The following is a 24,068-nucleotide window of genomic DNA, read 5'->3' as shown; positions in this document are numbered from 1 at the left end:
CTGCAAGAGGTGCTGCAATCAGGAATCAGGAGTACGAATTTATAAATCCGTACTGTAAGCAATATTGTCTGTTTGTATTTTTTGCTGATGAATAGCGGGGGTTGTGCCCGTAAGCTTTTTAAAAGTAGCAAAGAATGTGGATTTGGAATTAAATCCAACTTCGTATCCCACTGATTCTAATGTTAAGCGATTACTTGAGGCCATTATTTTACACGCCTCATTGATCCTAAATTCGTTGACATACGTAGTGAAATTTTTGCCCAGATTATCATTAAGGAGTTGCGATAATTGATGGCTGGAAATATTAGCTTCCTTTGATAACTCATTTAATTTAAGGTCCGGGTTTTTATACAACTCTTTCTCAACCATTATCTTTTCGAGCCGTGCAAGTAAGGTATTAGCATCTTCATCATTTACTTTCTTGTTAGGATACTTGCTCTGTCCCAAAATGAATAAGTCGTTTGTTTTTTTTCGGTACAGAAGCATAAAAACCACCATGTATAAGCAAAAAGAGAATGCGAGAGAACCGTTGAGATATAATGAAAATGAAGCTCTCCACAAAGCCAACTGGAAAAAGACAAAGATAAGAGCTGTACTACCAAAAACAGTAAGAAGCCATATTTCTGAGGCTTTCATTTTATAATCTTTTGCAAACAGGTTTTTCAATATATCTTTTAATACCAATCCTGAAGCTACCAAATAAGCAAACCATTCTGCATAGATAATCTGTACAAAATAATTATTCCAAAGCTTTGGATAGGTTTGATAAGGATATATAATTCCCGGGATCAGGATAATGGCAAATAACAAAGCAATACTCCATTTAGAAGATCTTGTTAAAGGCGCACCAGGGTTTATAGTTGATTTTAGAAAATAATAAAGAAAAGGTCCAATAAAAAAGCAGGCAGTAAGGCCGATCTGCAAATATATTTTAGCTAGTGAAGGATAAAAACTTACAAAAATAGATTTACCTATCCTTAAGCTTATAGCCAAGAGCAATGCTCCAAAAAACAGATTTGACAGATGTTTTTTTTTGGTAAAAAAGAAAAAATAAATACTCAAAATGAGCCCGTTAAACACACCCAAAGCACCGAAAAAGAATAAAAGTCCTTTACCAACATCCATATAATCATTATAGCTTTTATCGATGTAAAATAAGCAGAAAAAATCAATTATTAGCAATTGGATACTACTTGCAATGGCAAAGAACCTTCTTTAATACATCATAGTTTTTTCCTCAACTTTTAGATCGCTTTAAAGGGCCTTATAATTGACAAAGGTCGTTAGGAGTCGCTTCAAAGTCGTTTATTTAATATAGCGTAAACAATATTTTTGTGTAATTTTACACCAAATAAGTAATATGTCTTTTACCTCCTTGGGTTTATCGGCTGCTTTATTAGAAGCATTGGTAAATCACAATTTCACAGCACCTACTCCTATTCAACAAACAGCTATACCAGCCATATTAAATAAAAAAGATGTGCTGGGCATAGCTAAAACAGGTTCTGGAAAAACTGCCGGATATGTTTTGCCAATTCTAATGAATTTGCAAGAAACAGCAGGGGTAAAAAATCGCCATGCAAATGTATTGGTTTTAGTACCAACACGTGAGCTGGCTGAACAGGTAAAAGATGTTTTTAAGACTTTTAGTAAGGGCCTTTCTGTGCCTATTAAAACCTTGGCCGTATATGGTGGTGTTTCTATTAACCCGCAAATGATGGCTTTACAAGGTGTGAATGTACTTGTTGCCACACCTGGCAGGCTATTGGAATTGGTAGAATCAAATGCTGTACACCTATCTGCCATTGAAACATTGGTGCTAGACGAAGCAGATAAGATGCTTAATCTGGGGTTTAAAGAAGAAGTAAACAGAATCATTTCTCTTTTACCTAAAAAACGCCAAAATATATTGTTTTCTGCCACATTGAGTGATGATCTGCAACACATTCGCCAAATCTTACTGCATGATCCGGTAGTTATTAAAATCGAGACTGAAGAAGATTCGCTTGACCTTATCAATCAGGTAGCGTATATAGTTACCGATGAGAAAAAGGGCCCGTTTCTACGTCATCTGATCAACCATCATGAAATGAAACAAGTGTTGGTATTTGCTTCTTCTGTTCATCAGGTTGATGCCATTGTGAACAAACTTCGTAAAAATAATATTGACGCAAAAGCTGTTCACAGTAAAAAAAGCCAGGGAGCAAGAACAGAGGCTTTATCTCATTTTAAATCTGGTAAACTTAGGGTTTTAGTGGCAACAGATTTAATCGCGAGAGGAATTGACATTAATTTCCTTCCTTTTGTGATTAATTATGAACTTCCCAGGTCACCTAAAGATTATATTCACCGTATCGGGAGAACTGGCCGCGCTGACACACCCGGGGAAGCAATTTCGCTGGTTAGTCCTAATGAGCTTCCTCATTTTGAAGTAATCCAAAAAAAGATGGGTAAGAAAGTAAAAACTACTTACCCGGTATGATCTTATAAATCGCACCTTTTTCTTCTTCAATAAGATTAACAAGCAGATAGATCTCGCCGTTACGATCCTCACCAAAGCTATAGATCTGCCAATTTCCAGGTTCCCGGGAAATAGAGAGTTTCTCCATTTTCCAGAGTTCCTTGTTAAGGTCGGTTAATGTCCAAATGGTTCCCATTAAATCGCCAAAAACGTATTTACCGAAAAGCTCCGGAAGTTGTTTACCGCGATAAAGAAAGCCACCGGTAACACTGATACCTTCATTACGACCATAATCTGCTATTGGATTGATCCAGTTTTTTGGATCAGGATCATTTGGAGATTTAACATGTGTACCTTCTCTTATCCGCCAGCCATAATTCCCACCCTTGGTAACAATATCAATTTCTTCCCAGTTCTTCTGACCCACATCTCCGGCAAACAATCTTCCGTTAAGTTTGTCGAAGCTAATCCGCCACGGGTTCCTAAAACCATATGCATAAATTTCAGGTTTTTTATTCTCCATTCCTATAAATGGATTGTCTTTTGGAATGACATAAGGAAGCTCATTCACATCTATTCTTAGTATTTTACCAAGTAAAGTATTTAAATTTTGTCCATTGCCATAAGTACCGTGCATATCATTATATGCTCCGCCATCTCCTACTCCTATATATAAGAACCCATCAGGGCCAAACTTTAGGTCTCCTCCGTTGTGGTTAGATTCAGGTTCATTAATAACCAAAACTTCTCTTGATTTGGTTTTATCAGCCAGATCAGGATTTTCTATAGAAACTTTGTATTCACGAATAATACTTTGATGGTCTATGCCCGGAGTTTTAGGAACACGCTTGCTAAAGTAAACATAGAACTTGCCATTCTTTGCGTATTGAGGATGAAAGGTCAGTCCCAACAATCCCATTTCATCACTGCTTTCCATCATCAGTACCTCATCTGTGAAATCTAAAAAGGGCTTCGATAGGAGTTTACCATCCTTGATGATCCTGATTTTACCCTTTTGCTCGCAAATAAATAAACTGCCAGATTTATCATTTGGTGCCGCAAATGCTGTGGGATATGATAATTGATCGGATATGAGTTGAAGATTAACTTTTAATGGTGATAAGTCGGTTTGTGCTTTAGCTCTCGTAATTACACATAATAGTGCGAGTACAATTATTAAGGAGAGTTCTCTTGATTTCATAATGTTAATATAATGCATTTAGTAATTAAAGCATAATTATTAGGCTCGACGGCATCTATAATGAAATATTGAGATCGTATTCACTATGATACTGCAGGATTCTGACCTCGGAGAAATTGTGAAGCAAATTTGCATTACTGAAATACGTTTACAAAGGAAACAAAATGTTGGCAACTTAAATTCCGAATTCTTTTGCGCCTGATTAACTTTGGGCCATGAGACAATATACCCTAACCGCATCCCTAATTATATTGACCATAGCCCTGGTATCCTGGGGCCAGAAAGGTCATAAAGCCATTGCCACTATTGCGGAAAAACACTTAGCTACAAACACAAAAACCATAGTAAACACCTATCTGAAAGGTGAAACCATGAGCGAAGCAAGCACCTGGGCTGATGAGATTAGTGATGATCCTCAATACAAAAAGACTGCATCCTGGCATTACATCAACTTGCCCCTTGGATTAACCAAAGAACAATTCACAGATTATGTTATTAAACAAGATAAAGACAATGTTTACACTGCAATTTTAAAAGCAGAAGCAAACCTTAAAGATAAAACACTTAGTCTGGCACAAAAAAATCAGGCATTAAAATTCCTGATCCACCTGGTTGGTGATGCACACCAACCCATGCATGTTAGCCGCGCCGAAGATAAAGGTGGTAACGATGTGCAGGTAAGATTTAACGGAAATGGAACCAACTTGCATGCCTTATGGGATGGAAAACTCATTGACCATGAAGGATTCAATTATGCTGAAATGGCAAAAAAATACGATTGGGCAAACCCTGAACAAGTTAAGAAATGGCAGGCTGATAGCCCCATGCAATGGTTATGGGAAAGCTACCAGGTAAGCACTCAGATCTATGATGAGGCCCAGCCTGGCGGTAACATTGATGACGCTACCTACAAAAAATCAATTGCAATTATCCACCTGCGTATTGCTCAGGCTGGTATAAGATTGGCCGGAGAGTTAAACAAGCTATTCAATGACCAACAACAACAGATCAGCGTTATAGAAAAAACCATAGCCTCCACTCCTATAGTTCCCACCAAACCTTTGGCTAAAGCAATCCCGGTAAAATTAACTGACTTAAAAAGCTCTGTTGGCAAGAATGTAATAGTAACAGGCAAAGTATTTAGCCTGAAAGACATTAAAAGCATGGTATTGGTTAATGTTGGAGCAGCGCACCCAAATCAACTCCTTACCCTGGCGCTAAAAGGAAAAGCGAAAGTACTGGCAGATAAGATTAACGGAAAAACCATAACTATTCAAGGCACAGTGAGCTTATTTAAAAATAAACCAGAGATGGTAGTGACTGACCCTAGTCTGATCAAGTTTTAAGCACCAATAATGATATGAATGACTACAGTATTTCTAGCTGTAGTTATTCTCTTGATTTGAAATTATAGATTTCGCTACCCTTCCATAGAATAAATCCAAGTTTAGCACATTGCCTGGCAACTTCAGATTCAACGGCAGAAGGAACATCGTTTACAATCTTCCACCGAACAGCATACTTGCTATTATAGCTGATGTAAATAACCAGATCTTCGCAGTTCCGGTTTTCGATAAGTTCTTTTGTTAATGAATACTGCAGCTCAGTAGCAAAGCGAGAGAGTCTTTCATTCATCACCTTTGACAATGGAGGTGCAGGTTTAAGGTCTGGTTCAATTATAGCAAGTACTGTAACGGTAGTCATAAGTAATCCTCAAGTGCCGCTAATATTACCAAAAAGATGCAGAGCCACAAATTATGCAACCGAATTTAACATTATCTAAAGCTTAATACCTGATTAACAATAGAAAAAAATTCTCAGTCCATATTTAAACAGTTTTTAAAAGAACGCGTATCAACCCATTATCCGTTTCTTATTTTAAAGCCTCCTGACGCCTCAAACACACACACACAACAAAGGGGTTGCGACAACATAAGAAAATCAATCAAAAAGCATTAAAAACACCTTAATCGAACACAAAAAACATCTCATCATACCCTTGCTTAAAGATATTAATTTGTTTATTTTTGCATAGTTCCAGATTTTTCCTTTTACCATTATAGAAACCTAATTGACTACGTTGAAAAATAGAGATAGAAATGTTATGCCCCAAGGTAAGCCTTCATTTAAAGAAGCTTTAAAATTTTGGTTTAAACTGGGTTGGATAAGTTTTGGAGGAACAGCAGGGCATATCAATATTATGCATGAGGAATTGGTAGGGCAAAAAAAATGGATAAGCAACAGCAGATTTTTCCATGCATTAAGTCTTTGCATGCTTTTGCCCGGTCCAGAAGCCCAGCAATTAGCTATTTATATTGGTTGGCAGCTGCATGGTAAAAAAGGAGGATTAATAGCTGGTATTTTATTTGTACTTCCCTCCATGTTTATTTTATTATTGCTAAGCGTACTATACGTTTCTTTTGGAAATCAGCCACGGATGTTTGCCATGTTCAATGGGTTTAAGCCTGCGGTTATCTCTATCATAATCGTAGCGCTGTTAGGTATAAGCAAAAAAGCATTCCATACCAGACTTCATATTTTAATGTGCGCTTTAGCCTTTATCTGTATTTACTTCTTTAACATCTCGATGTTCCTGATCATAATAGGAACGATTTTACTCGCTGTGCTGATCCAACGATTATGGCCTGCGCTATCTGCTAATAGAATTTCGGAGAATGACCAAATCTCTTCTGATGAAGAAACTTTCTATTTTAATAAAAACTCTGTGGCACGTGGCACAAACACACCCAATAGCAAGTCTTTGCAGCAAACGGCTATTTTTGCGCTGATCTGGCTAATTCCTTTGCTTTTATTATACTTTCTTTCTGTTGATTTTCCATTTTGGAAAGACCTAAGCCTCTTCTTTACTCAAACTGCATTGTTTACAATAGGAGGATCTTATACTGTTTTACCATATGTTGCACAGTTTAGTGTTTCGAAATTGAACTGGCTAAGTAAGATGCAAATGATTGATGGCTTTGCCTTGGCTGAAACAACTCCCGGCCCATTAATTATTGTGGTTTGTTATGTAGGATTTATGGCAGCCTTTAATCATTTTTCGGGTTCCATCCTTATGGGCACAATTGGGCTTTTAATTACAACTTTCAATACCTTTGTCCCTTCATTCTTATTCATATTTGTTGGCGGACCGATTATTGAAAAAACACATGGAAATAAAACAATTGGCAATGTTCTGGGATTTGTAACAGCTGCAGTTGTGGGAGTGATTTTAAACCTCACCTTATTTCTGGGAAAAGATATTGTTTTCCCCAGTGAAGTATCTTTTAAGCATATTGATTTTTACTCATTGGCCTGGATTATTATTACGCTGGTGTTAATGAAAAAATTTAAAGTTAACGTCCTCTATATTATTGGACTGAGCTTATTTTTTGGTCTCGGGCATTTTTATATTTTCATATAATATTATAATTTAACTGTTTAATATTAAACAACATGAATTTACCAGCGCAATTAGCAAAGCACTTAAAAGATGTTCATTTTGGTGGGAACTGGACATCTTCAAACCTTAAAGATAACTTGACAGATGTAAACTGGCAACAAGCTACAACACAGGTTCATTCTTTTAATACCATCGCTACCTTAGTTTATCACGTGAATTACTACATAAGTGCAGTGCTAAAGGTATTACAAGGAGGACCACTTGAAGCTAGCGACAAATATAGTTTAGACCTTCTTCCAATCGAGTCACAAAGAGACTGGGACAATCTATTAGATAAAACCTTTGCAGATGCCGAAACCTTCACTAAACTTATTGAGCAGTTGCCAGAGCATAAGCTTTGGGAAAACTTTGCAGACGAGAAATACGGAACCTACTACAGAAATATCCAGGGAATTATTGAACACACTCATTACCATTTAGGACAGATTGCGCTGATAAAAAAAATACTGTTGCAAGCAGGTGAAAACCAAAGCAAAGGTTAGTTTTCTGTGATTTTTAAGTTTCTGAAATCTCCTGCAGATTCGCTGCCAGTCCAGAAAGCTATCTTCCCGGAATTTAGATTACCTAAAGGAACCACTTCCAAGCATGGTTTAGGGTTTTCATTTACATAGACACGGATCATTTTTGCTTCCACTTTAATCCGAACCTTAAACCAATCTGCCGGATTAACATCCTCTCCGATCGGTTGCTCATACTTTAATGGAAAACCTTCTCTAAGCTTTGGCCAGTCATTGTTTGGAAGGGAGATGTATTGAACCGCATGTTTTTTACGCAATTCATCCTTTGATCTAAAATTAAACGGTCTAAAATAGATCGCCTCATAAGTAGAGTCGTTTTGTATATGAAAAGCAAACCCCACAAAGCTTTTTTGGAAAACATCTTCACCTTTCACTTCAAACGTTATTTCTCCTGCTTTAAAGTCGCGGTGTTTTATTAGAGCAAAGCCTGCATCATACTTTGAATTTATATGTAAAATAGACTGTTGAGGTGAACCACTCACATTTATGGTTCGATTTACGGTATGTGTAACCTTTGTAATGTCTACCGTTACTGTTTTCTGAGCGGATACTTTTACACTAACTGTGAAAATGAGTATTAAAAGTATAAGTAAGGATTTTGGATTTTTCATATTATTGATTTTTCTTTACGGTTCAAGAGCTATGCCAATGAATTTACCCACCTTAATAAGGCTTTGAACCACCCGTACTGTTCAAAATGGAACATCTACCGTTCGGATAAGAACAGTATCCGCCCTTGAAATGATTAGTAAAAAGAAATAAAACCTTATTTTTACTCATAAAATCATCTATATCCAGTAATTCATTCCCTATGATCAGTTCCAGCATTTCAAATGAAGCTTTAGATATATTTCGTAAAGGATTAGCCCATTTCATCACTTTTGATGAGGCCGAATGGATTAAATTCATATCGTACCTTAACTATAAGGCTATTAAAAAGAGAGATCATTTTTCAATTAAGGATAAAGTTTGTAGTGATATTGGTTTTATTGTAAATGGTTCAGTTCGTTATTACCATGTTAAGGATGGCACTGAAATAACTGGATATTTCAGCTTTGAAAATGAATTTGTAAGTTCTTACAAAAGCTTTCTTACTCAGCAACCCAGCACTGGATACATACAAGCGCTTGAACAAACGGAACTGATACTTATTTCCCGTAAAAACATGAACATGATGCTTAATCATCCATTATTGGGCTACAAGATGGAGCGTTTCGGCAGATTGGTTGCAGAACATTACATCTGCTGTTACGAAGACAGGATCACATCTTTTATTACTGAGACTCCTGAAGAACGTTATCTTAAAATGCTCGAAACAACACCTGAAATTATGCAGCGTGTACCACAACACTATGTTGCCAATTTTTTAGGCGTTACACCTGTGTCTCTTTCGCGGATAAGAAAAAGGACTTTAATATATACCTAATAACAGGCACACATAATTAATTTCTTATCTTTTGTTAACGTTTTGGTTTACAAGCCACAACTACATTTGTATTATACAAATCGAAAAGACATGCATACTATATTAGGGGCCGGTGGGCCAACAGCAAACGCGCTTACAAAAGAATTATTAAGTCATAATCCTAATGAAACTATTCGCCTGGTAAGTCGCAGGCCCATAAAGGTTACAGGTGCCAACGTTACCTGGCAAAAAGCTGATCTGTTAAACTATGCAGAGGTATTGGCAGCTGTAAAAGGCTCTGCTGTAGTTTACATGTGCGCAGGTCTGGTTTATGATAAAGCCATATGGCAGCAGCAATGGCCAATAATTATGCAGAACCTGATTAACGCATCAAAAGAAACGCAGGCGAGGTTAATATTTTTCGACAATGTGTATATGTATGGGCTGGTTAAAGGTCCTATGCTCGAAACTACACCATACAACCCTGTTAGTGTGAAAGGTGAGGTTAGGGCGCGTATAGCTACACAACTGATGGATCAGGTTAAGGCAGGAAACATACAAGCCACAATTGCCCGGGCAGCAGATTTTTATGGTACAGATTCTATGAATAGTTTTCTGGATATGATGGTGTTAGATAAGTATGCAAAAAAAACATCTGCACAATGGATAGGCGACCCAAAAGTGTTACACAATTTCACTTACATACCTGATACTGGCAACGCAATGTATCTTTTAGGGCAAACGCCAGATTCTGGTAATCAAATATGGCATTTGCCTACTGCTGCACCAATAACAGGAAAAGAATTTATAACATTGGCTGCCGAAATCTACGGGGTAAAGCCTGCTCACACTACTATTAATAAGTTTATGCTTCAGTTGGTGGGTTTATTTAAGAAAGTTGTAGCCGGAACTGTAGAGATGTATTATCAATATGACCATGACTACAATTTCAATTCTTCAAAATTTGAAAATATATTCAATGTAAAACCAACAAGTTATAGGGATGGGCTAAAGCATATGTCAGAGACTTTGTACCGGGCAAAATAGAAAATCTGCTATGCACTTTCCAAGTCTGCAATTATCAGTTTTTTCATTTTCATAAGTGCTCCCATTACCCTTTGGCCACGAACAGGATCGCTAACTAATTTACCTAGTGCTTTAGGTATAATTTGCCAGCTTATCCCAAACGGGTCAGTTAACCAGCCACAGGCCACTTCATCACCTCCATTGGCCGTTAGCTGACCCCAATATTTATCAATTTCTTCCTGATTTTCACATTCTACAACCAAAGATATTGCATCAGTAAAACCAAAACCATGATTGGCTGAACTATCCATTGCCATAGCTACAAAATCCTTGATCTTAAATTGGGCATGCTTTACAAATTCTTCATTATCATCATCTTCCTTACTGTATTTTAGCACACCCTGGATATTAGACTGAGGAAACAGTTCTGTGTAAAAATGAACCGCTTTTTCTGCCTTACCTGCTTTATCACCTGTAAACATTAATGTAGGACAAAACTTTTGAGGAGTCTGCGCTTTATCTCCAGTGTACACCTGCCAGGATACGCCATATTTATCTTGTACCCAGCCATATTTAGGGCTCCAGTCGTAGCTATCAAGCGCCATTAAAGCATTGCCTCCATCTATCAATTTGTTCCAGTATCTTTCTGTTTCTTCTTCGCTTTCGCAAATAACCATGAATGAAATGGAGGGGTTAGGAGATGAAGTTGGCCCATCATTAAGCAACATAAATTTTTGTCCACTTAATTCAATTTGTATCACGAATGGTGAGGTTTGACTGATTTTTCCTTCCCCAAAAATCTGAATATAAAAATCTGATGCTTCTGCAATCTTACCTCTGATGGTTAAACAAGGATAAATTAAATTTTTCATAGTCTTAAGGTTTAAACATTTAGTTGTACTAAGATACTTCAATTAAACAGGCTCTATGATGGGCATTACTGACAATAAAGGGGGTGAATTATGACAGCCATTCTTCTAATCTACTAATGGTATCCTCATAAAAAATCTTATAAGTATCCTTTGTTACATAGCCAATATGAGGTGTAGCTAACACATTATTTAGCTTACGGAAGGGATGCTCAACTGGCAATGGTTCAGTATCATAAACATCTAAAGCCGCTCCCGCAATTTTATTATTTTCCAATACATTAATCAAGTCGGCCTCATTTACAAGGGGGCCTCTCGAGGTATTGATAAGATAAGCCGTTGGTTTCATTAAATTAAGTTCAGATGAAGTTACAATGTTTCTGGAACGTGGGCTTAACACTAAATGCAGGGTTACAAAGTCGGCCGTTTTAAATAATTCTTCTTTACTAACCAGTCTTACACCATGTTCATTTGCTTTCTCTAAAGTAAGGTTTTCACTCCAGGCAATCACTTCCATTTCAAAAGCTTTTGCATAACGTGCAATTGTGCTCCCAATATTACCTAACCCAATAATCCCAATGGCTTTCCCTTTCAGATCCACTCCCACTTCTCTTTGCCAGTTACCCTCCCTTAAAGATGTTGATTCCGCCACAACATTTCTGGCCATTGCCAGCAATAGCGCCCAGGTTATTTCCGGTGCTCCACTGGCATGGTATCCGGTAATTGAAATGGCAATCCCAAATTCTTCTGCAGCTTTTGCATCTATGGAGGCATTACGCCTGCCTGTAGAAACAATAAGTTTCAGATTAGGTAAACCAGATAAAATCTCTCTTGATAGTGGCGTTCTTTCGCGCATTACACAGATGGCCTGAAATGGTTGCAAGGTGCGTATAACTTCTTCTTTTGAAGCCATATGATGTTTGAACACAGTAATGCTGGCATTTTTATGAACGTTGGTCCAATCGCCAAATGAAAAAGCTACATTTTGATAATCATCCAATATGGCAATTTGGGGAAGTGTTTTCATTGTTGTTGTTTTTATGAAGTAAAAGTATCTGATTAAAATTAGGAATAAATGAATCGGAACTTATGATTTGAAAGTAATAAAACCAGTCTTTTAACCACTAATAAAACTCGAACTTTTTAAGTAGATTTATGTTGCATCATTAAACAAACATATGAAGTTTAAATTAGCGCTCTTATTGTCAATAATTGTTTTATCAAGTTTCGCCCAAGAAGAATCTAGTATTGCAGAACTAAACATTCCTTCAAAGGAGATCAAAGAACCAGCAGTTTTAAAAAAGCTTAGGTTAGTAGTAGAAGCTAATCCCAATAAATTAAAAGCACATGAGGAGTATCTTGACGAATTTAATCGTTCATTTAATCCATCAAGAACAAATGGTTTCAGTACTTTAAAGAATCAGTACAATCAATGGATAAAGCGCTTTCCAAACTCTTCTACTGTGCCAGCAGTAATTGGTGAATATTTTTACAGAATGGAAAGTCCAGAGGCTAAAAATTATCTACTAAAGGCTGTTGGGATTAACCCTAATTTAGCAAAGACCAAGTCGTTTACCTTGGAATTAATGGAATGCCTGATCAGGATAATTATGTAATTCCTTTTTTGAAAGCAACAGGCTATTCTTTTAAGTCACTTAAAGTTGACATAAATGCCGATCCGGGCAATTTAACAGCATTTGCTTATCCAACAAATTATTTAATAGATCAGAATGGGAATATTATCTATTCGAAGTTTATGATCGGACAATCTAATGAAAGAACACTTGAATTGATGATAAGTGAATTAATTAATAATCCCGTGCCTTAACCAGCTCTCCACTATCACGAAGAAGTTACAAAAATTCAATAGAGTTATTAAGTTCCAAAATACTATAATTTCTTAATTATAGATTCAGCTAAAAAAGGTCATAAACACGTATTACAACTATAAGACAAGAAAAACCGGTTTATAAAGAGATTTTAATTCGTGATTTAAAATTTGATATCAACAGCTATCAATATAGCTAACCCCCTTGATTTTATTACGTGTCTGTTAAATTGTATAGCATAAAAAGTTATATTTAATACTTGTTAGGTACTATATAATATCAGATGATCAGATTCGCAAAAAAGAGAGCCAAGGTTACTCTTACAGTTTTGGCGGGTGTTGTAATTGCGCTCTTTACCCTGCAATTCACACCAACGAGCACTACCCTACTCCAACTAAAGAAAGGGACTCACATTGTCCTTATAGGAAACAATTTGGGATCAAGAATGATGAACTATGGACATTTCGAAACAGAAATGCACTTGCGATATCCAGAACTCAACTTATATATTAGAAACATGTGCGATGGAGGGAATACTCCTGGTTTCCGACCACATGCCAGTAGGGTGTCGCCATGGGCCTTTCCAGGAGCAGAAAAATTCCAAACAGAGCTTGCTAACAATTCAGATAGCGAGGGTCATTTTGAAACCGAAGATCAATGGCTCACCAGACTAAAAGCCGATGTAGTTATTGCATTCTTTGGATACAATGAATCTTTTGAAGGGCCAAAGGGTCTTGAAAATTACAAAGCTGAACTTGATGCCTTTATTAAACACACGTTAAAACAACAGTACAACGGTGTTTCTACTCCTCAGCTAACCATTGTTTCGCCAATTGCATTCGAAGACCTTTCCAAACAGTTTGATCTGCCCAATGGAAAACAGGAAAACATTAATCTTTCCTTATATGCAGAGGCTATGAAAGAGATTGCAGCGAACAATAAGGTACGTTTTATTGATGTTTATTCGCCCACAAAAAAGTGGTTTGAAACAACAGAAAAATACCTGACTATAGATGGATCACAACTTAGTGATACCGCCTATGCACGTTTTGCTCCTTTGTTGGCCGACCAGATTTTTGGTGAAGTGACAGCAAAAGCTGAAGAAAACAGAGCCCTTGTTCATTCAGCCGTACTAGAGAAAAACTGGACATGGCATAACGACTTTAAAATTCCAAATGGCGTACATGCGTATGGCCGAAGATATGATCCTTTTGGGCCAGATAATTATCCTGCAGAGATTAAAAGACTCCGCGAAATGACAGCAATAAGGGATACAGCAATTTGGAAAGCTGTAAAGGGAGAAAAAATGGATCTGGTTGCCGCGGATAAGAATACAACCCCTCCTCCTGTTGTAAAAACAAATTATAATGCTGATAGAAATGGGAGCTTGAAGTACTTATCTGGTGAGGAAGCATTAGCTAAACTAAAAGTGGCTCCAGGTTTTAAAATAGAACTCTTTGCCTCAGAAAAAGAGTTTCCGGATTTGGCTAAACCTTGCCAGATCACTTTTGATAACAAAGGCAGATTATGGGTAGCAACCATGCCTAGTTACCCGCATTATAAACCTGGAGATGCTAAGCCTAATGATAAGTTGATTATTTTAGAAGATACAAATAATGATGGAAAAGCCGATAAGCAGACCGTTTTTGCAGATGGACTACATCTTCCGTTAGGTTTTGAAATCACTGCCGAGGGGGTTTACCTTTCGCAAGGAACAAACTTTGTGCTTTTAAAAGATACTGATGGCGACGGCAAAGCAGACAAAAAAGAAATTCTGTTGAGCGGTTTCGATGATCATGATACGCATCACAATATACACGCCTTTACTACTGATCCTTCGGGAGCTATATATATGGGCGAAGGTGTGTTTTTGCACACAAACGTAGAAACATCTTATGGGCCTGTTAGAGCTACCAATGGCGGTTTCTATCGCTACAGTCCGCAATTACATAAGTTAGAACGTACTGCCCAACCATATGTACCTAATCCCTGGGGTATTGCCTTTGACCAGTGGGGACAGAATTTTTATGCAGAAACATCAAGCCCTGATGTGTGCTGGATGCTGCCGGTTTCAGTTAAACCAAGATATGGAGTGTTTACTGAGAAATCCAGAGATTTATTACAACCTGAACATCGTGTTCGTCCTACCTCTGGTTTGGAGTTTGTGTCTAGTCGTCACTTCCCTGATGAACTACAAGGTGATTTTTTAATAAATAATACGATCGGCTTCTTAGGTACTAAAGAACATACTCTTGTTGATGATGGAACGGGATATAAAAGCAGACACAGACAGGATTTACTAATAGCAGAAGACAAAAATTTTAGGCCGGTTGATATGGAGTTTGCGCCTGATGGTTCTTTATACGTTGCCGATTGGCACAACATCTTAATCGGACACATGCAGCACAATGCCCGAGATCCGTTAAGAGACCACGTACATGGTCGAATTTACAGAATCACCTACCCTTCTCGTCCGTTAATAAAACCAGTAAAAATTGCAGATGCAAGTATTCCGGAGCTTTTAGAAAACCTGAAGTTACCAGAAGACAGAACACGATCACGTACCAGATCTGAGTTGCGCGGACGTAAAATTTCTGACGTACTTACTGAGGTAAAAACCTGGGTGGCTAAATTGGATAAAAATGATCCTAAATATGAGCACAACCTTTTGGAAGCACTTTGGGTAACCTGGGGGTTAAATAAAGTAGACGGTCAATTACTTAGACAGTTGTTAAAAGCAAAGGATTTCCATGCAAGGGCAGCTGTGGTAAGAGTATTAAGATATACAGGACATCAGATAGCTGATCAGCCGGAACTGTTAATGCAGTCTGCTGCCGATGAAAACGGCAGAGTTCGACTTGAAGTGATTGCAGCTGCATCGTGGTTACCTAAAGAAAAAGCATTACCTATAGAGATGGAAGTTGGCAAAAAAACTCTTGATGACTGGATGAGAGCACCCTATGAAACTGCAATAGCTCACTTAAACGGAAGATCTGTAACAGAGAAAAAAGGAGAAAAGGTGACCACAGCTTTGAGTGGCGAAGAGCGTAAGCTCTTTGTAAAAGGACGAGCAATATTCGCTAAAGAAGGTTTTTGCATTACCTGCCATCAGGGAGATGGTAAAGGTTTGCCTTCATCTGGATTTCCTCCAATTACAGGGTCAAAATGGGTTACCGGAAGTCAGGACCGCTTGATTAAGCTGGTACTAAAAGGTCTGCAAGGGCCACTTGAAATTAAAGGAAAGAAATATAGTGGACAAGTACCAATGACTCCTTTTGGAGGTATGCTAAAAGATGAAGAGGTAGCGGCGGTACTTACCTATGTGAGAAACTCATTTGGTAATCAGGCATCCGCTATTTCTCCTGCAAAAGTAAAGCAGGTGCGTAATGCAACCAAGGCTAAGACTGGATTTTATTCTCCAGCTGAGTTGTTAAAGCAACACCCATTGGAGAAATAGGTTTTTAAAGCTGTCGTCGTCATCTCTCCTAACGTCGAGATGACGGTGTGCACTACTTATGTCTTATTAAACGCATTAAAATTGAATATGCTTCTGGCATCAGGTTTTTCGCCTGTAAGTACTGCTACCACATTTTTCACGGTAAGCACACACATTTGCCTGTATGTTGAAGCCGTAAGGCTTCCAGAATGTGGCGTAACAAGTGCACGGGAATGATGCAATATCGGGAAACCCGGAACAGGAGGTTCTTCTGGTAACACATCAGCTGCGAACCCTGAAATCCTTTGCTCATTAAGCGCGTTTAACAGAGCCTCATGATCAATTAATGCACCCCTGGCAGTATTAATCAATAAAGAATTTGGCCTCATTAAAGAAAGCTGCCCCTCTCCTATTATTGTACCTGTTTCCTTAGTAAAGGGCAAATGAAGACTAACTACATCTGATTGTTTTAATACCTCGTTCAATGATAAATAACTATACGGAAGATCCTGAGGAGATCTGCTCCAATACAGAACTTTCATTCCAAAAGCCTGGCCAAGTTTGGCTACACGTTTGCCTATATTCCCCATTCCCAAAACACCAAGTGTTTTCCCATTTAACTCATCACCAGCATATTGATTGCGCCAATTCCAGTTATCTTGTTTAACCTGAGCAACAGATTCGTACATGTTACGCATCAGCATCAACATTAACGATAAAGTATGCTCTGCAATAGTTGCAGCATTTGAACCAGGTGCATTTATCACCATGATATTTCTGGCAGTGGCCTCTTGTACATCAACATTATCTAAACCCACCCCACACCTTGCAGCAACCTGCAAGGCTGGAAGGGCTTCCATTAATGCTCTATTTATTTGCCCCTTACCACGGGTTATTACGGCATGGATCTCTTGCTCATCTAAAACATTCTTTAAAGAAGCATCATCATATCCGGTAAATACATTTACATGATCCTGAAGGATGTTCAGTGCGTCATCAGCAATAGTTTCAAGCAATAAAACGCTCTTTTTCATTAGCTATTTATGATATAAAGTGGCGTCATCAGACCTGAATCCTCTAAAGTCATTTCTATTTGAAACATATAAACCCTCTTCATAAAATGCATCCTTAAATATTAACGGATCTACTTCGCTTCCCGGTGTCGAGGAAATTTCTACCAAATTACCGGCCGGGTCGCGTACAAACATTTGCATAGCGCCATCAGGCAATTGTCTTACCTTACCCCAAGGTTTTACATCGATAACATTAAGTTCTTTCATGCGGAAGAAAATGCTGTTAAAGTCATCAACCTGCACACAGATATGTCCACGGAAGGAAGTGGTATCTTCCCATTCGGAAAGATGTAATTGCTGTTCATCATTAAATTTAAAAAACATTACAGGATAGTCGAACCTAAATGCTGCTAGTGGTTCTAAACCTAGTTCATTTTGATAGAACTCTCCTGCTTTCTCCAGGTTGTCTACAATTAGTGTAACGTGGTTAATTTTTAGTGCACGTGCCATATGTAAAAATTTATAAATACAATTTAATTACCTTTTTAAACTTTCTGTTTGAATTCCTTTACGAAATCCCAATTAGGGGTTAACCCTAATCCAGGAGCTGTTGGAGCGCCAATTACGCCACCCTTAACTTCAATCTGCTCTTTTACTAACTCAAACATCATTGGGTTTCCTCCTAAAGAAAACTCAATTATTGTTGCTGCCTGAGATGCGAAAGCTACATTTAAGCCTGCCATAAAAGAAAAAGCCGATCCCCAGCAATGCGGAGCCAGTTCAAGCTGATTAACGCTTGCCAGATGACCTACACGCATGGTTTCTGAAATACCACCTATGATAGCAGCATCAGGCTGAACAACGTCAAGTGCTCTAACTTCAAGCAGATCACGAATATCAAAACTGGTGTATTCACTTTCTCCTGCTGCTATCGGAATAGCTGTCGAAGCTCTTACCTCTGCAGTTCCATGTCTGTTATCAGGACTAATAGGTTCTTCGAACCAGTACAGGTTACAATCTTCTACTCCTCTGCAAAACTGTTTAGCCTCTGGCACACTAAAGGTTCCATGTGCATCTGCCATTAGTTTAATGTTTGGCCCTAATGCTTTTCTTGCAGCTTTTACCCGCTCAATACTATTCTGAACAGTTTGGTCCATAATACCAACACGCATTTTTACTGCATTAAATCCTTTAGCTACATAACCGTTTAATTGTGCACCAATATTTTCGGCATCTGCCCAGCCACCGCTTGCATAGGCGGGCATCTGATCGCGACAAGCACCACCTAGTAAATCCATTACCGGAATACCAAGCGCCTTACCTTTCAAATCCCACAAAGCAGTATCTATACCACTCATTGCAGACACGGTAAGTCCTCTTCTTCCAAGAATAGGGAATCTGCGACCTCTTGTTAGTGCATAATGATCACGTGTGCCATTATACATTTCTTCCCAGATACGGTTTATATTTTTTGCGTCTTTCCCTATCAAAATAGGTTTAAGTTCATTTTCTATGCAACTTACAATTGAGGCGCATACGCCCGAGGATCCTACTGCTGCTTTAGCTTCTCCAAAACCCTGAAGGCCATCTTCTGTTGTTATCACAACAAGGGTCATATCAAAATTGGTTAGCAAGCCATAATCAGAAAAGTGTTGCTTTTCTTTCGGAATGGGACAGCGTAACCAAAACGCTTCTACATTTGTTATTTTCATTTAGGTTTATTTTGTGGTGTTTATAAGGTTGGATAAGGTATCAAAAGATTTGCGTGTAAGCATGGTATAAAACTCTTCAGAGACTGAAGTACTACCATGGTCTTCCAAAAATTTCTTTTGTTCAGGAGATAGATCTATAGGATTTTCATCAATAGAATTCGGATAAGGGTTGGCGGGAGTACGGTCCAACGGAGCGCAAAATTCTACCGAAAGTACTTCATTGTATCCTACCTCATGAAGCGTGTCAAGTATTTTGCTCCAGTTCAAATTACCCATTCCAGGTGCCATTCTGTTGTTATCAGCAACGTGAAAGCCTATAAGTTTGCCTTTTGCCCTTCTAATGGCTTCGAACATATCGGTCTCTTCTATATTCATATGAAAAGTATCCAGACAAACCCCACAGTTAGGCCCAACAGCCTGAGCCAAGGCCAAAGCCTGGTCTCCTCTGTTGATGAAATATGTTTCGAATCTGTTGATGGGCTCTATTCCGATTAGTATACCTGATTGTTCTGCATATTCGTAAACCTCTTTAAGAGAATCAACAGCCCACTGCCACTCTTCCTCTGGTCTGCCATCAGGAACTATTTTTCCGACAGTACCGGGTACTACAGAAACCATATGTCCATCAAGCTCTTTTACCATTCGGACAACATCTTTTACATATTGTACCGACTTTGCCCGTTGGGCTTTATCTTTAGCAAGCAGATTACGATCCTCAAGCATTAAGGTGACAGATCCCCAGCAGGTTAAACCGTATTCTTTTAATAATTTTCGTACCTGAGTGGTATCATAATGTTCAGGACTTCCTGCAATTTCAAGTTTGGTGTAGCCTAGACCAGATGCTCTGCGAATGGTTGTTTCTATCGTTTCGGATCGCATCCAGTTATGTATCGAAAGTTCCATAAAGTATTAGGTAATGTAATATTTGGTTAAAAAGTAGATTTGAAGATTGTGTTATTATTCTCTGTATGGCACGTTCATATCGATTTTTCCTGTCCATTTTTTCGGAACAGGTGCATCTAATGTCCAATGAACAGCATTTATTACAAGTCTTTGAAAACCTTCTTCATTAAAATCTGCGGGATGGCCAAGTGTGGTCATAAAAGTGTTACCTCCTGCGGCTGTTTTCCAGGTCCAGGCAACAGGGTTGTCCACTGCTGCTTTATCAGGATTTACAGATTTACCCATTAACAACCATGTTGATCCTTTTACCGGATAATGTGGCAAAACATGATATAGCCACGAAGCAGCATGAAAATTATTTGGTACGCCCGTTAAAATAGGGTGTTTTGCCTGTGCAGGAATAACTGAAACATCGGTGGTAGATTTATGCCCATAATGTGTGTGTCCGCCTTTACCCCATCCTGGAGGCGCGCCCAGTGCAAATTCACCAAAAGCATTCCATTTCTCAAGGGGGTGTCCTGCCGGATAATTAAATGCATGTGTAGTTGTTCTGAAGCCCATTACTGGTTTGCCCGATTTTAAGTAATCGTCAATGTGTTTTACCTGATCTTCAGGCAAACGTCTCCAGCGTAAATAGAACACAGCCAGATCAGCGTCTTTTAATGCTTCCAGTCCGGGAATGTTTTCTTCAGATTTATAATCAGGTGAAGATTTAAGAACGATGGTACGCATTCCGTAATTCTTTTCTAATTCTGCCGCTATAAGCGGCATAGTTGCTTCACTACTGTATTCATGATCGCCTGTAACAAATACAACCAGTGGTTTCTTTGATTTCTGTTTTTTGGTTTGACCAAAAGAATGAAGTGAGTTGAATAGCAATATGCTTGTAGCAATTAAACATATAATGCCCCTAAGATTTTTCATTGTGGTTCTACTTTTATTTGGTCAGCTAGATGAATTAAAAAAATAAAGCTCCGGAAAGCAACTTATTTAAGAGTTAATCAAAAATATGATTATTAAAATAAAAACCAAGTTAAAAGGCACGAATAGTCTGTCACAACTTCGTGCCTTAATAAATCATTAGAAAGTTAAATTCTGCTATACAATTACCCTATCTGAACCACCTTACATAGGACGGATATATTGCAAAAATTCCTCTTTTGTTGCTTTATCTAAAAATGCACCTGAATATTCAGCTGTTACGGTACTGCTGTTTACATCCTTTATACCCCTGGATGACACACATAAATGAGCTGCATCAATTACCACCGCAACATTATCAGTTTCCAGAATTGTTTTTAGTTCATTAGCTATTTGGATAGTTAAACGTTCTTGTACCTGTGGCCTTTGGGAATAATATTGAACAATCCGATTTAATTTCGACAACCCAATAACCTTTCCAGAAGAAATATAAGCAATATGTGCTTTACCAATAATGGGTACAAAGTGATGCTCACAATTAGAATAGAGGGTTATATTTTTCTCAACCAGCATTTGGTTATACTGATATTTATTATCAAATAATGTAATCTGAGGCTTATTTGCCGGATTAAGCCCGCTAAATATTTCTTTCACAAACATTTTTGCTACGCGGCCCGGTGTTCCGTTAAGACTGTCGTCTGTAAGATCAAGTCCAAGCGTTTCCATAATTTCACGAAAATGCCCTGCAATAATCTTAATTTTTTCATGATCACCTAATTCAAAAGCGTCTGCTCTTAAGGGGGTATCATAAGAAGTACCAATATGTTGTTCGCCTAATAAATCTTCCAATTCGGTTAAAGAAAGGTTATTATCCGTTGTATTCAAGGCAGTTCCATTCTGTTTCATAAATTATTGCGACTAATTTTATCTGTATCGGTTTTTAGTAATAACAGGGCGTAAAGATAAAAAAGATAATTTTTAAGTTTTATCTTATTAATATCATACTTGTTAGAGATCATCTGACTAAAAAAGGTTACAAAAATAAATGCTACAATAATATTGTTCATTTCATAAGAGTATTACCTGTTCAATACAGAAAATATTAATAATTTTAGAGACTGCAAAATAACACTTCAAAAAAAACGCTTTAATACCCCCCCCATTAATGCAAGAGCTAATTTCACCATTAGGAGAACAGCTGTTAAGCTTAAAAGAAGCCACTTACAAAGAGCTCAGCACACCTGCTCAGTCAACCATGTATACTGTGTTGTTTATTAAAGAAGGAAAAGGTTTATATCATGCCGACTTTGGTGTTTTCCCTTTCGCCGCTCCCGCTTTATTGTTTTCAACGCCATTACAGGTTATCTATCTGGAAAAATCCGAATCTGTAAAATGCGTTGAACTGCAGTTTCATGGCGACTTCTATTGCATTGAATTTCATCGTACTGAAGTGCGTTGCAATGGTCTCTTGTTCAACAACATCTACATAGATCCAATTGTAATACTAACAAAAAAAGAAGCAAAGGTATTTGATAAATTAATTGGTGATTTAAAAGAAGAACTGAATAACGAAACCCTATCTGATATAGTACCACGCGCATATCTGCAACTCTTTTTGGCCAAATCGAGCAGCATTAAAATGAATGCGGTTTCTAATAAAAATAACGAAAGAGATGAACTTATGGAGCAATTTAGCCAGCTATTGGACGAGCACTACCTTAATCTCCGTAAACCAGCTGACTATGCCGAATTACTATCCATGTCTAGAGACAATTTTACCAGGCGCTGCACCCGTTATTTCAGAAAGTCGCCTTCACAATTAATTCAGGAAAAACTAATACTTGAGGCAAAAAAACAACTTCATTTAACCAGGCAAAGCATTAAGGAAATTGCCTATAATTTACAGTTTCAGGACGAGTTTTATTTTAGTCGCGTATTTAAAAAATTCACTAAAGTTTCGCCGCAAGCTTTCAGAGATAAAACCGGTATCTCCATTGTAGCGGATATGTCCAAGGATTAACCCTTTTTGTCCATGTACTGCTTACCGCGGTTGCTATAGATTTGTATAAAAATCAATAGCATGAAAAATTCAATCATAAATACAATAGCCAATCTTGACCAATTAGGTAAAAATGCAATCCGTTTTGGAATCGTTATCGTCTTTCTTTGGATAGGTGGTCTAAAGTTTTTTACGTATGAGGCTGATGGCATAGTTCCTTTTGTGGCCAATAGCCCATTTATGTCTTTCTTTTACAACCACCCTGATGAGTATAAAAGCTATATGAATAAAGAAGGCGATCTGATTCCGACAAATCATGAATGGCATATAGCCAATAATACTTATGGCTTTTCGGCGGGTTTAGGGGTATTCCTAATTACACTTGCTGTTTTGGTTTCTCTACATAAAGTAGCCCCATTAGCTAGTATGATTGGCAGTGGTCTTATATTACTAATGTCAGTTGGCACATTGTCTTTTCTGGTTACTACTCCCGAAAGCTGGGTACCACACCTAACAGATGAACAATGGGGATTTCCCTATTTATCTGGCCGTGGACGGTTAGTTATTAAAGACATTGTGATACTTGGTGGTGCCATTATTACAATGAGTGAATCGGCAAAGCTCTATCTTCTAAATAAAGAGAAAAGCGTTAAGACTGTTTAAGACTAATTTGGCCTCATAAACCTGAACGAAAGTGCAGTTCCAGTACCCAATACAGCACCTGCTGCTACATCTGTTGGGTAATGAACGCCTAAGTATAAACGCGAAAAGCTAACAGAACCAGCCCATAAATACGCTGGCGCAATTACATACCATTTAGGATACGCCTGAGATAAAGCAGTAGCAGTTGTAAACGATGTAGAGGTATGCCCTGACGGGAACGAATATTGGGAAGGTTGATAAACAGCATTAATCTTAATATTAGCAAGAAATGGTCTTGGGCGTTTAACCGCTTTTTTAATTAGCATAGTAACCAGCGCATTAACAGCCGAACTACTCACAACATATAAAGCATTTTGCCTCATCTCTTTGTCTTTGCCAATTACACCAGCCGCAAACAAGCCTACCGGAACGCCTACATTAACCAAATCATTGTTTTTAGATAAAAACATAAAGAAGCCGGTTTTCTCAGGTGTTCTGGTTTTTGAAAGATCAATAAGTATCTGATCATCTAGCCGTTGCAATCCATTTTGAGCAAAACCATGCAATGGCAAAAAAGACATTAAACCAATTTGAATTACCAGTAAGTATTTAAAGTATTGTGTTTTCAATGTTTAGTCCTCCGTTGCTTAATAAATTTGTACGTACCTTATTA

Annotated in this window: 24 protein-coding genes; 11 read left to right on the top strand and 13 right to left on the bottom strand. The window is 38.0% G+C overall.

Annotated elements, in window-relative coordinates; all coding sequences use genetic code 11:
- Positions 1–39: 39 nt before the first annotated feature.
- A complete protein-coding gene (locus AC6CH7_RS09395) occupies positions 40–1,125 on the bottom strand; it encodes a helix-turn-helix domain-containing protein (RefSeq protein ID WP_498262447.1) in 1,086 nt (361 codons plus the stop codon).
- A 235-nt stretch (positions 1,126–1,360) separates the two neighbouring features.
- On the opposite strand from AC6CH7_RS09395, the gene AC6CH7_RS09390 reads away from it, so the two are divergent.
- Complete coding sequence (locus AC6CH7_RS09390) at positions 1,361–2,482, top strand: DEAD/DEAH box helicase (RefSeq protein ID WP_498262446.1); 1,122 nt, start codon at positions 1,361–1,363, stop codon at positions 2,480–2,482.
- On the opposite strand, the gene AC6CH7_RS09385 is transcribed toward AC6CH7_RS09390, so the two are convergent.
- Complete coding sequence (locus AC6CH7_RS09385; protein ID WP_498262445.1) at positions 2,466–3,662, bottom strand: PQQ-dependent sugar dehydrogenase; 1,197 nt, start codon at positions 3,660–3,662, stop codon at positions 2,466–2,468. The two genes, AC6CH7_RS09390 and AC6CH7_RS09385, sit on opposite strands and share 17 nt — an antisense overlap.
- Before the next feature lie 215 nt (positions 3,663–3,877).
- On the opposite strand from AC6CH7_RS09385, the gene AC6CH7_RS09380 reads away from it, so the two are divergent.
- Positions 3,878–5,008, top strand: coding sequence for a S1/P1 nuclease (locus AC6CH7_RS09380; protein ID WP_498262444.1), 1,131 nt, complete (start codon positions 3,878–3,880; stop codon positions 5,006–5,008).
- A 43-nt stretch (positions 5,009–5,051) separates the two neighbouring features.
- Here AC6CH7_RS09380 and AC6CH7_RS09375 read toward each other — a convergent pair whose 3' ends face one another.
- Positions 5,052–5,366 (bottom strand): hypothetical protein, encoded by a 315-nt coding sequence (locus AC6CH7_RS09375; RefSeq protein WP_498262443.1) that lies wholly within the window; start codon positions 5,364–5,366, stop codon positions 5,052–5,054.
- 376 nt (positions 5,367–5,742) lie between these two features.
- Here AC6CH7_RS09375 and chrA point away from each other — a divergent pair, with 376 nt between their 5' ends.
- Positions 5,743–7,083 (top strand): chromate efflux transporter, encoded by a 1,341-nt coding sequence (chrA, locus tag AC6CH7_RS09370; RefSeq protein ID WP_498262442.1) that lies wholly within the window; start codon positions 5,743–5,745, stop codon positions 7,081–7,083.
- 32 nt (positions 7,084–7,115) lie between these two features.
- A complete protein-coding gene (locus AC6CH7_RS09365) occupies positions 7,116–7,604 on the top strand; it encodes a DinB family protein (protein ID WP_498262441.1) in 489 nt (162 codons plus the stop codon).
- On the opposite strand, the gene AC6CH7_RS09360 is transcribed toward AC6CH7_RS09365, so the two are convergent.
- Positions 7,601–8,251, bottom strand: a complete 651-nt coding sequence (locus AC6CH7_RS09360; RefSeq protein ID WP_498262440.1) for a hypothetical protein — start codon at positions 8,249–8,251, stop codon at positions 7,601–7,603. The genes AC6CH7_RS09365 and AC6CH7_RS09360 overlap by 4 nt on opposite strands.
- A 200-nt stretch (positions 8,252–8,451) precedes the next feature.
- Between AC6CH7_RS09360 and AC6CH7_RS09355 the strand changes: the two genes are divergently transcribed.
- Together AC6CH7_RS09355 and AC6CH7_RS09350 are read left to right on the top strand one after the other, a co-directional pair.
- Complete coding sequence (locus AC6CH7_RS09355) at positions 8,452–9,066, top strand: Crp/Fnr family transcriptional regulator (RefSeq protein WP_498262439.1); 615 nt, start codon at positions 8,452–8,454, stop codon at positions 9,064–9,066.
- A 90-nt stretch (positions 9,067–9,156) separates the two neighbouring features.
- The gene (locus AC6CH7_RS09350) at positions 9,157–10,092 is read left to right on the top strand and encodes an NAD-dependent epimerase/dehydratase family protein (RefSeq protein WP_498262438.1); all 936 of its coding nucleotides are present in this window, start codon (positions 9,157–9,159) and stop codon (positions 10,090–10,092) included.
- Between the two features lie 8 nt (positions 10,093–10,100).
- Here AC6CH7_RS09350 and AC6CH7_RS09345 read toward each other — a convergent pair whose 3' ends face one another.
- Both AC6CH7_RS09345 and AC6CH7_RS09340 read right to left on the bottom strand, forming a co-directional pair.
- Positions 10,101–10,943: a VOC family protein gene (locus tag AC6CH7_RS09345; protein ID WP_498262437.1), complete on the bottom strand. Its 843-nt coding sequence runs from the start codon at positions 10,941–10,943 to the stop codon at positions 10,101–10,103.
- 88 nt (positions 10,944–11,031) lie between these two features.
- Positions 11,032–11,967 (bottom strand): D-2-hydroxyacid dehydrogenase family protein, encoded by a 936-nt coding sequence (locus tag AC6CH7_RS09340; protein ID WP_498262436.1) that lies wholly within the window; start codon positions 11,965–11,967, stop codon positions 11,032–11,034.
- 151 nt (positions 11,968–12,118) lie between these two features.
- On the opposite strand from AC6CH7_RS09340, the gene AC6CH7_RS09335 reads away from it, so the two are divergent.
- From AC6CH7_RS09335 to AC6CH7_RS09325, 3 genes are all read left to right on the top strand, one after another.
- Positions 12,119–12,556, top strand: a complete 438-nt coding sequence (locus AC6CH7_RS09335; protein WP_498262435.1) for a hypothetical protein — start codon at positions 12,119–12,121, stop codon at positions 12,554–12,556.
- Positions 12,532–12,768 (top strand): TlpA family protein disulfide reductase, encoded by a 237-nt coding sequence (locus tag AC6CH7_RS09330; protein ID WP_498262434.1) that lies wholly within the window; start codon positions 12,532–12,534, stop codon positions 12,766–12,768. The genes AC6CH7_RS09335 and AC6CH7_RS09330 overlap by 25 nt, the downstream gene beginning before the upstream one ends.
- 284 nt (positions 12,769–13,052) lie before the next feature.
- Positions 13,053–16,226 (top strand): PVC-type heme-binding CxxCH protein, encoded by a 3,174-nt coding sequence (locus AC6CH7_RS09325; protein ID WP_498262433.1) that lies wholly within the window; start codon positions 13,053–13,055, stop codon positions 16,224–16,226.
- A 56-nt stretch (positions 16,227–16,282) separates the two neighbouring features.
- Here AC6CH7_RS09325 and AC6CH7_RS09320 read toward each other — a convergent pair whose 3' ends face one another.
- The 6 genes from AC6CH7_RS09320 to folE form a co-directional block, all read right to left on the bottom strand.
- Positions 16,283–17,239: a 2-hydroxyacid dehydrogenase gene (locus tag AC6CH7_RS09320; protein ID WP_498262432.1), complete on the bottom strand. Its 957-nt coding sequence runs from the start codon at positions 17,237–17,239 to the stop codon at positions 16,283–16,285.
- A 3-nt stretch (positions 17,240–17,242) separates the two neighbouring features.
- On the bottom strand, positions 17,243–17,728 hold the full coding sequence (locus AC6CH7_RS09315; RefSeq protein ID WP_498262431.1) for a VOC family protein: 486 nt from the start codon (positions 17,726–17,728) through the stop codon (positions 17,243–17,245).
- Between the two features lie 35 nt (positions 17,729–17,763).
- On the bottom strand, positions 17,764–18,930 hold the full coding sequence (locus AC6CH7_RS09310) for a mandelate racemase/muconate lactonizing enzyme family protein (protein WP_498262430.1): 1,167 nt from the start codon (positions 18,928–18,930) through the stop codon (positions 17,764–17,766).
- A 6-nt stretch (positions 18,931–18,936) separates the two neighbouring features.
- Positions 18,937–19,833, bottom strand: a complete 897-nt coding sequence (locus tag AC6CH7_RS09305; protein WP_498262429.1) for a sugar phosphate isomerase/epimerase family protein — start codon at positions 19,831–19,833, stop codon at positions 18,937–18,939.
- Between the two features lie 54 nt (positions 19,834–19,887).
- Positions 19,888–20,757, bottom strand: a complete 870-nt coding sequence (locus AC6CH7_RS09300) for a ThuA domain-containing protein (protein WP_498262428.1) — start codon at positions 20,755–20,757, stop codon at positions 19,888–19,890.
- 201 nt (positions 20,758–20,958) lie between these two features.
- Positions 20,959–21,660 carry a GTP cyclohydrolase I FolE gene (folE, locus tag AC6CH7_RS09295; RefSeq protein WP_498262427.1) on the bottom strand — a complete coding sequence of 234 codons (702 nt, stop codon included), beginning with the start codon at positions 21,658–21,660 and terminating at the stop codon, positions 20,959–20,961.
- Between the two features lie 259 nt (positions 21,661–21,919).
- Between folE and AC6CH7_RS09290 the strand changes: the two genes are divergently transcribed.
- Both AC6CH7_RS09290 and AC6CH7_RS09285 read left to right on the top strand, forming a co-directional pair.
- On the top strand, positions 21,920–22,774 hold the full coding sequence (locus tag AC6CH7_RS09290) for a helix-turn-helix domain-containing protein (protein WP_498262426.1): 855 nt from the start codon (positions 21,920–21,922) through the stop codon (positions 22,772–22,774).
- Positions 22,775–22,834: 60 nt separating this feature from the next.
- A complete protein-coding gene (locus tag AC6CH7_RS09285) occupies positions 22,835–23,416 on the top strand; it encodes a DUF417 family protein (RefSeq protein WP_498262425.1) in 582 nt (193 codons plus the stop codon).
- Positions 23,417–23,418: 2 nt separating this feature from the next.
- On the opposite strand, the gene AC6CH7_RS09280 is transcribed toward AC6CH7_RS09285, so the two are convergent.
- Positions 23,419–24,024: a phosphatase PAP2 family protein gene (locus AC6CH7_RS09280; RefSeq protein WP_498262424.1), complete on the bottom strand. Its 606-nt coding sequence runs from the start codon at positions 24,022–24,024 to the stop codon at positions 23,419–23,421.
- Positions 24,025–24,068 lie beyond the last annotated feature (44 nt).

It is taken from the genome of Pedobacter sp. GQ55, from assembly GCF_059758925.1.
Note: the sequence above shows the minus strand (reverse complement) of the source record. Positions and strands in the feature narration are given on the sequence as shown.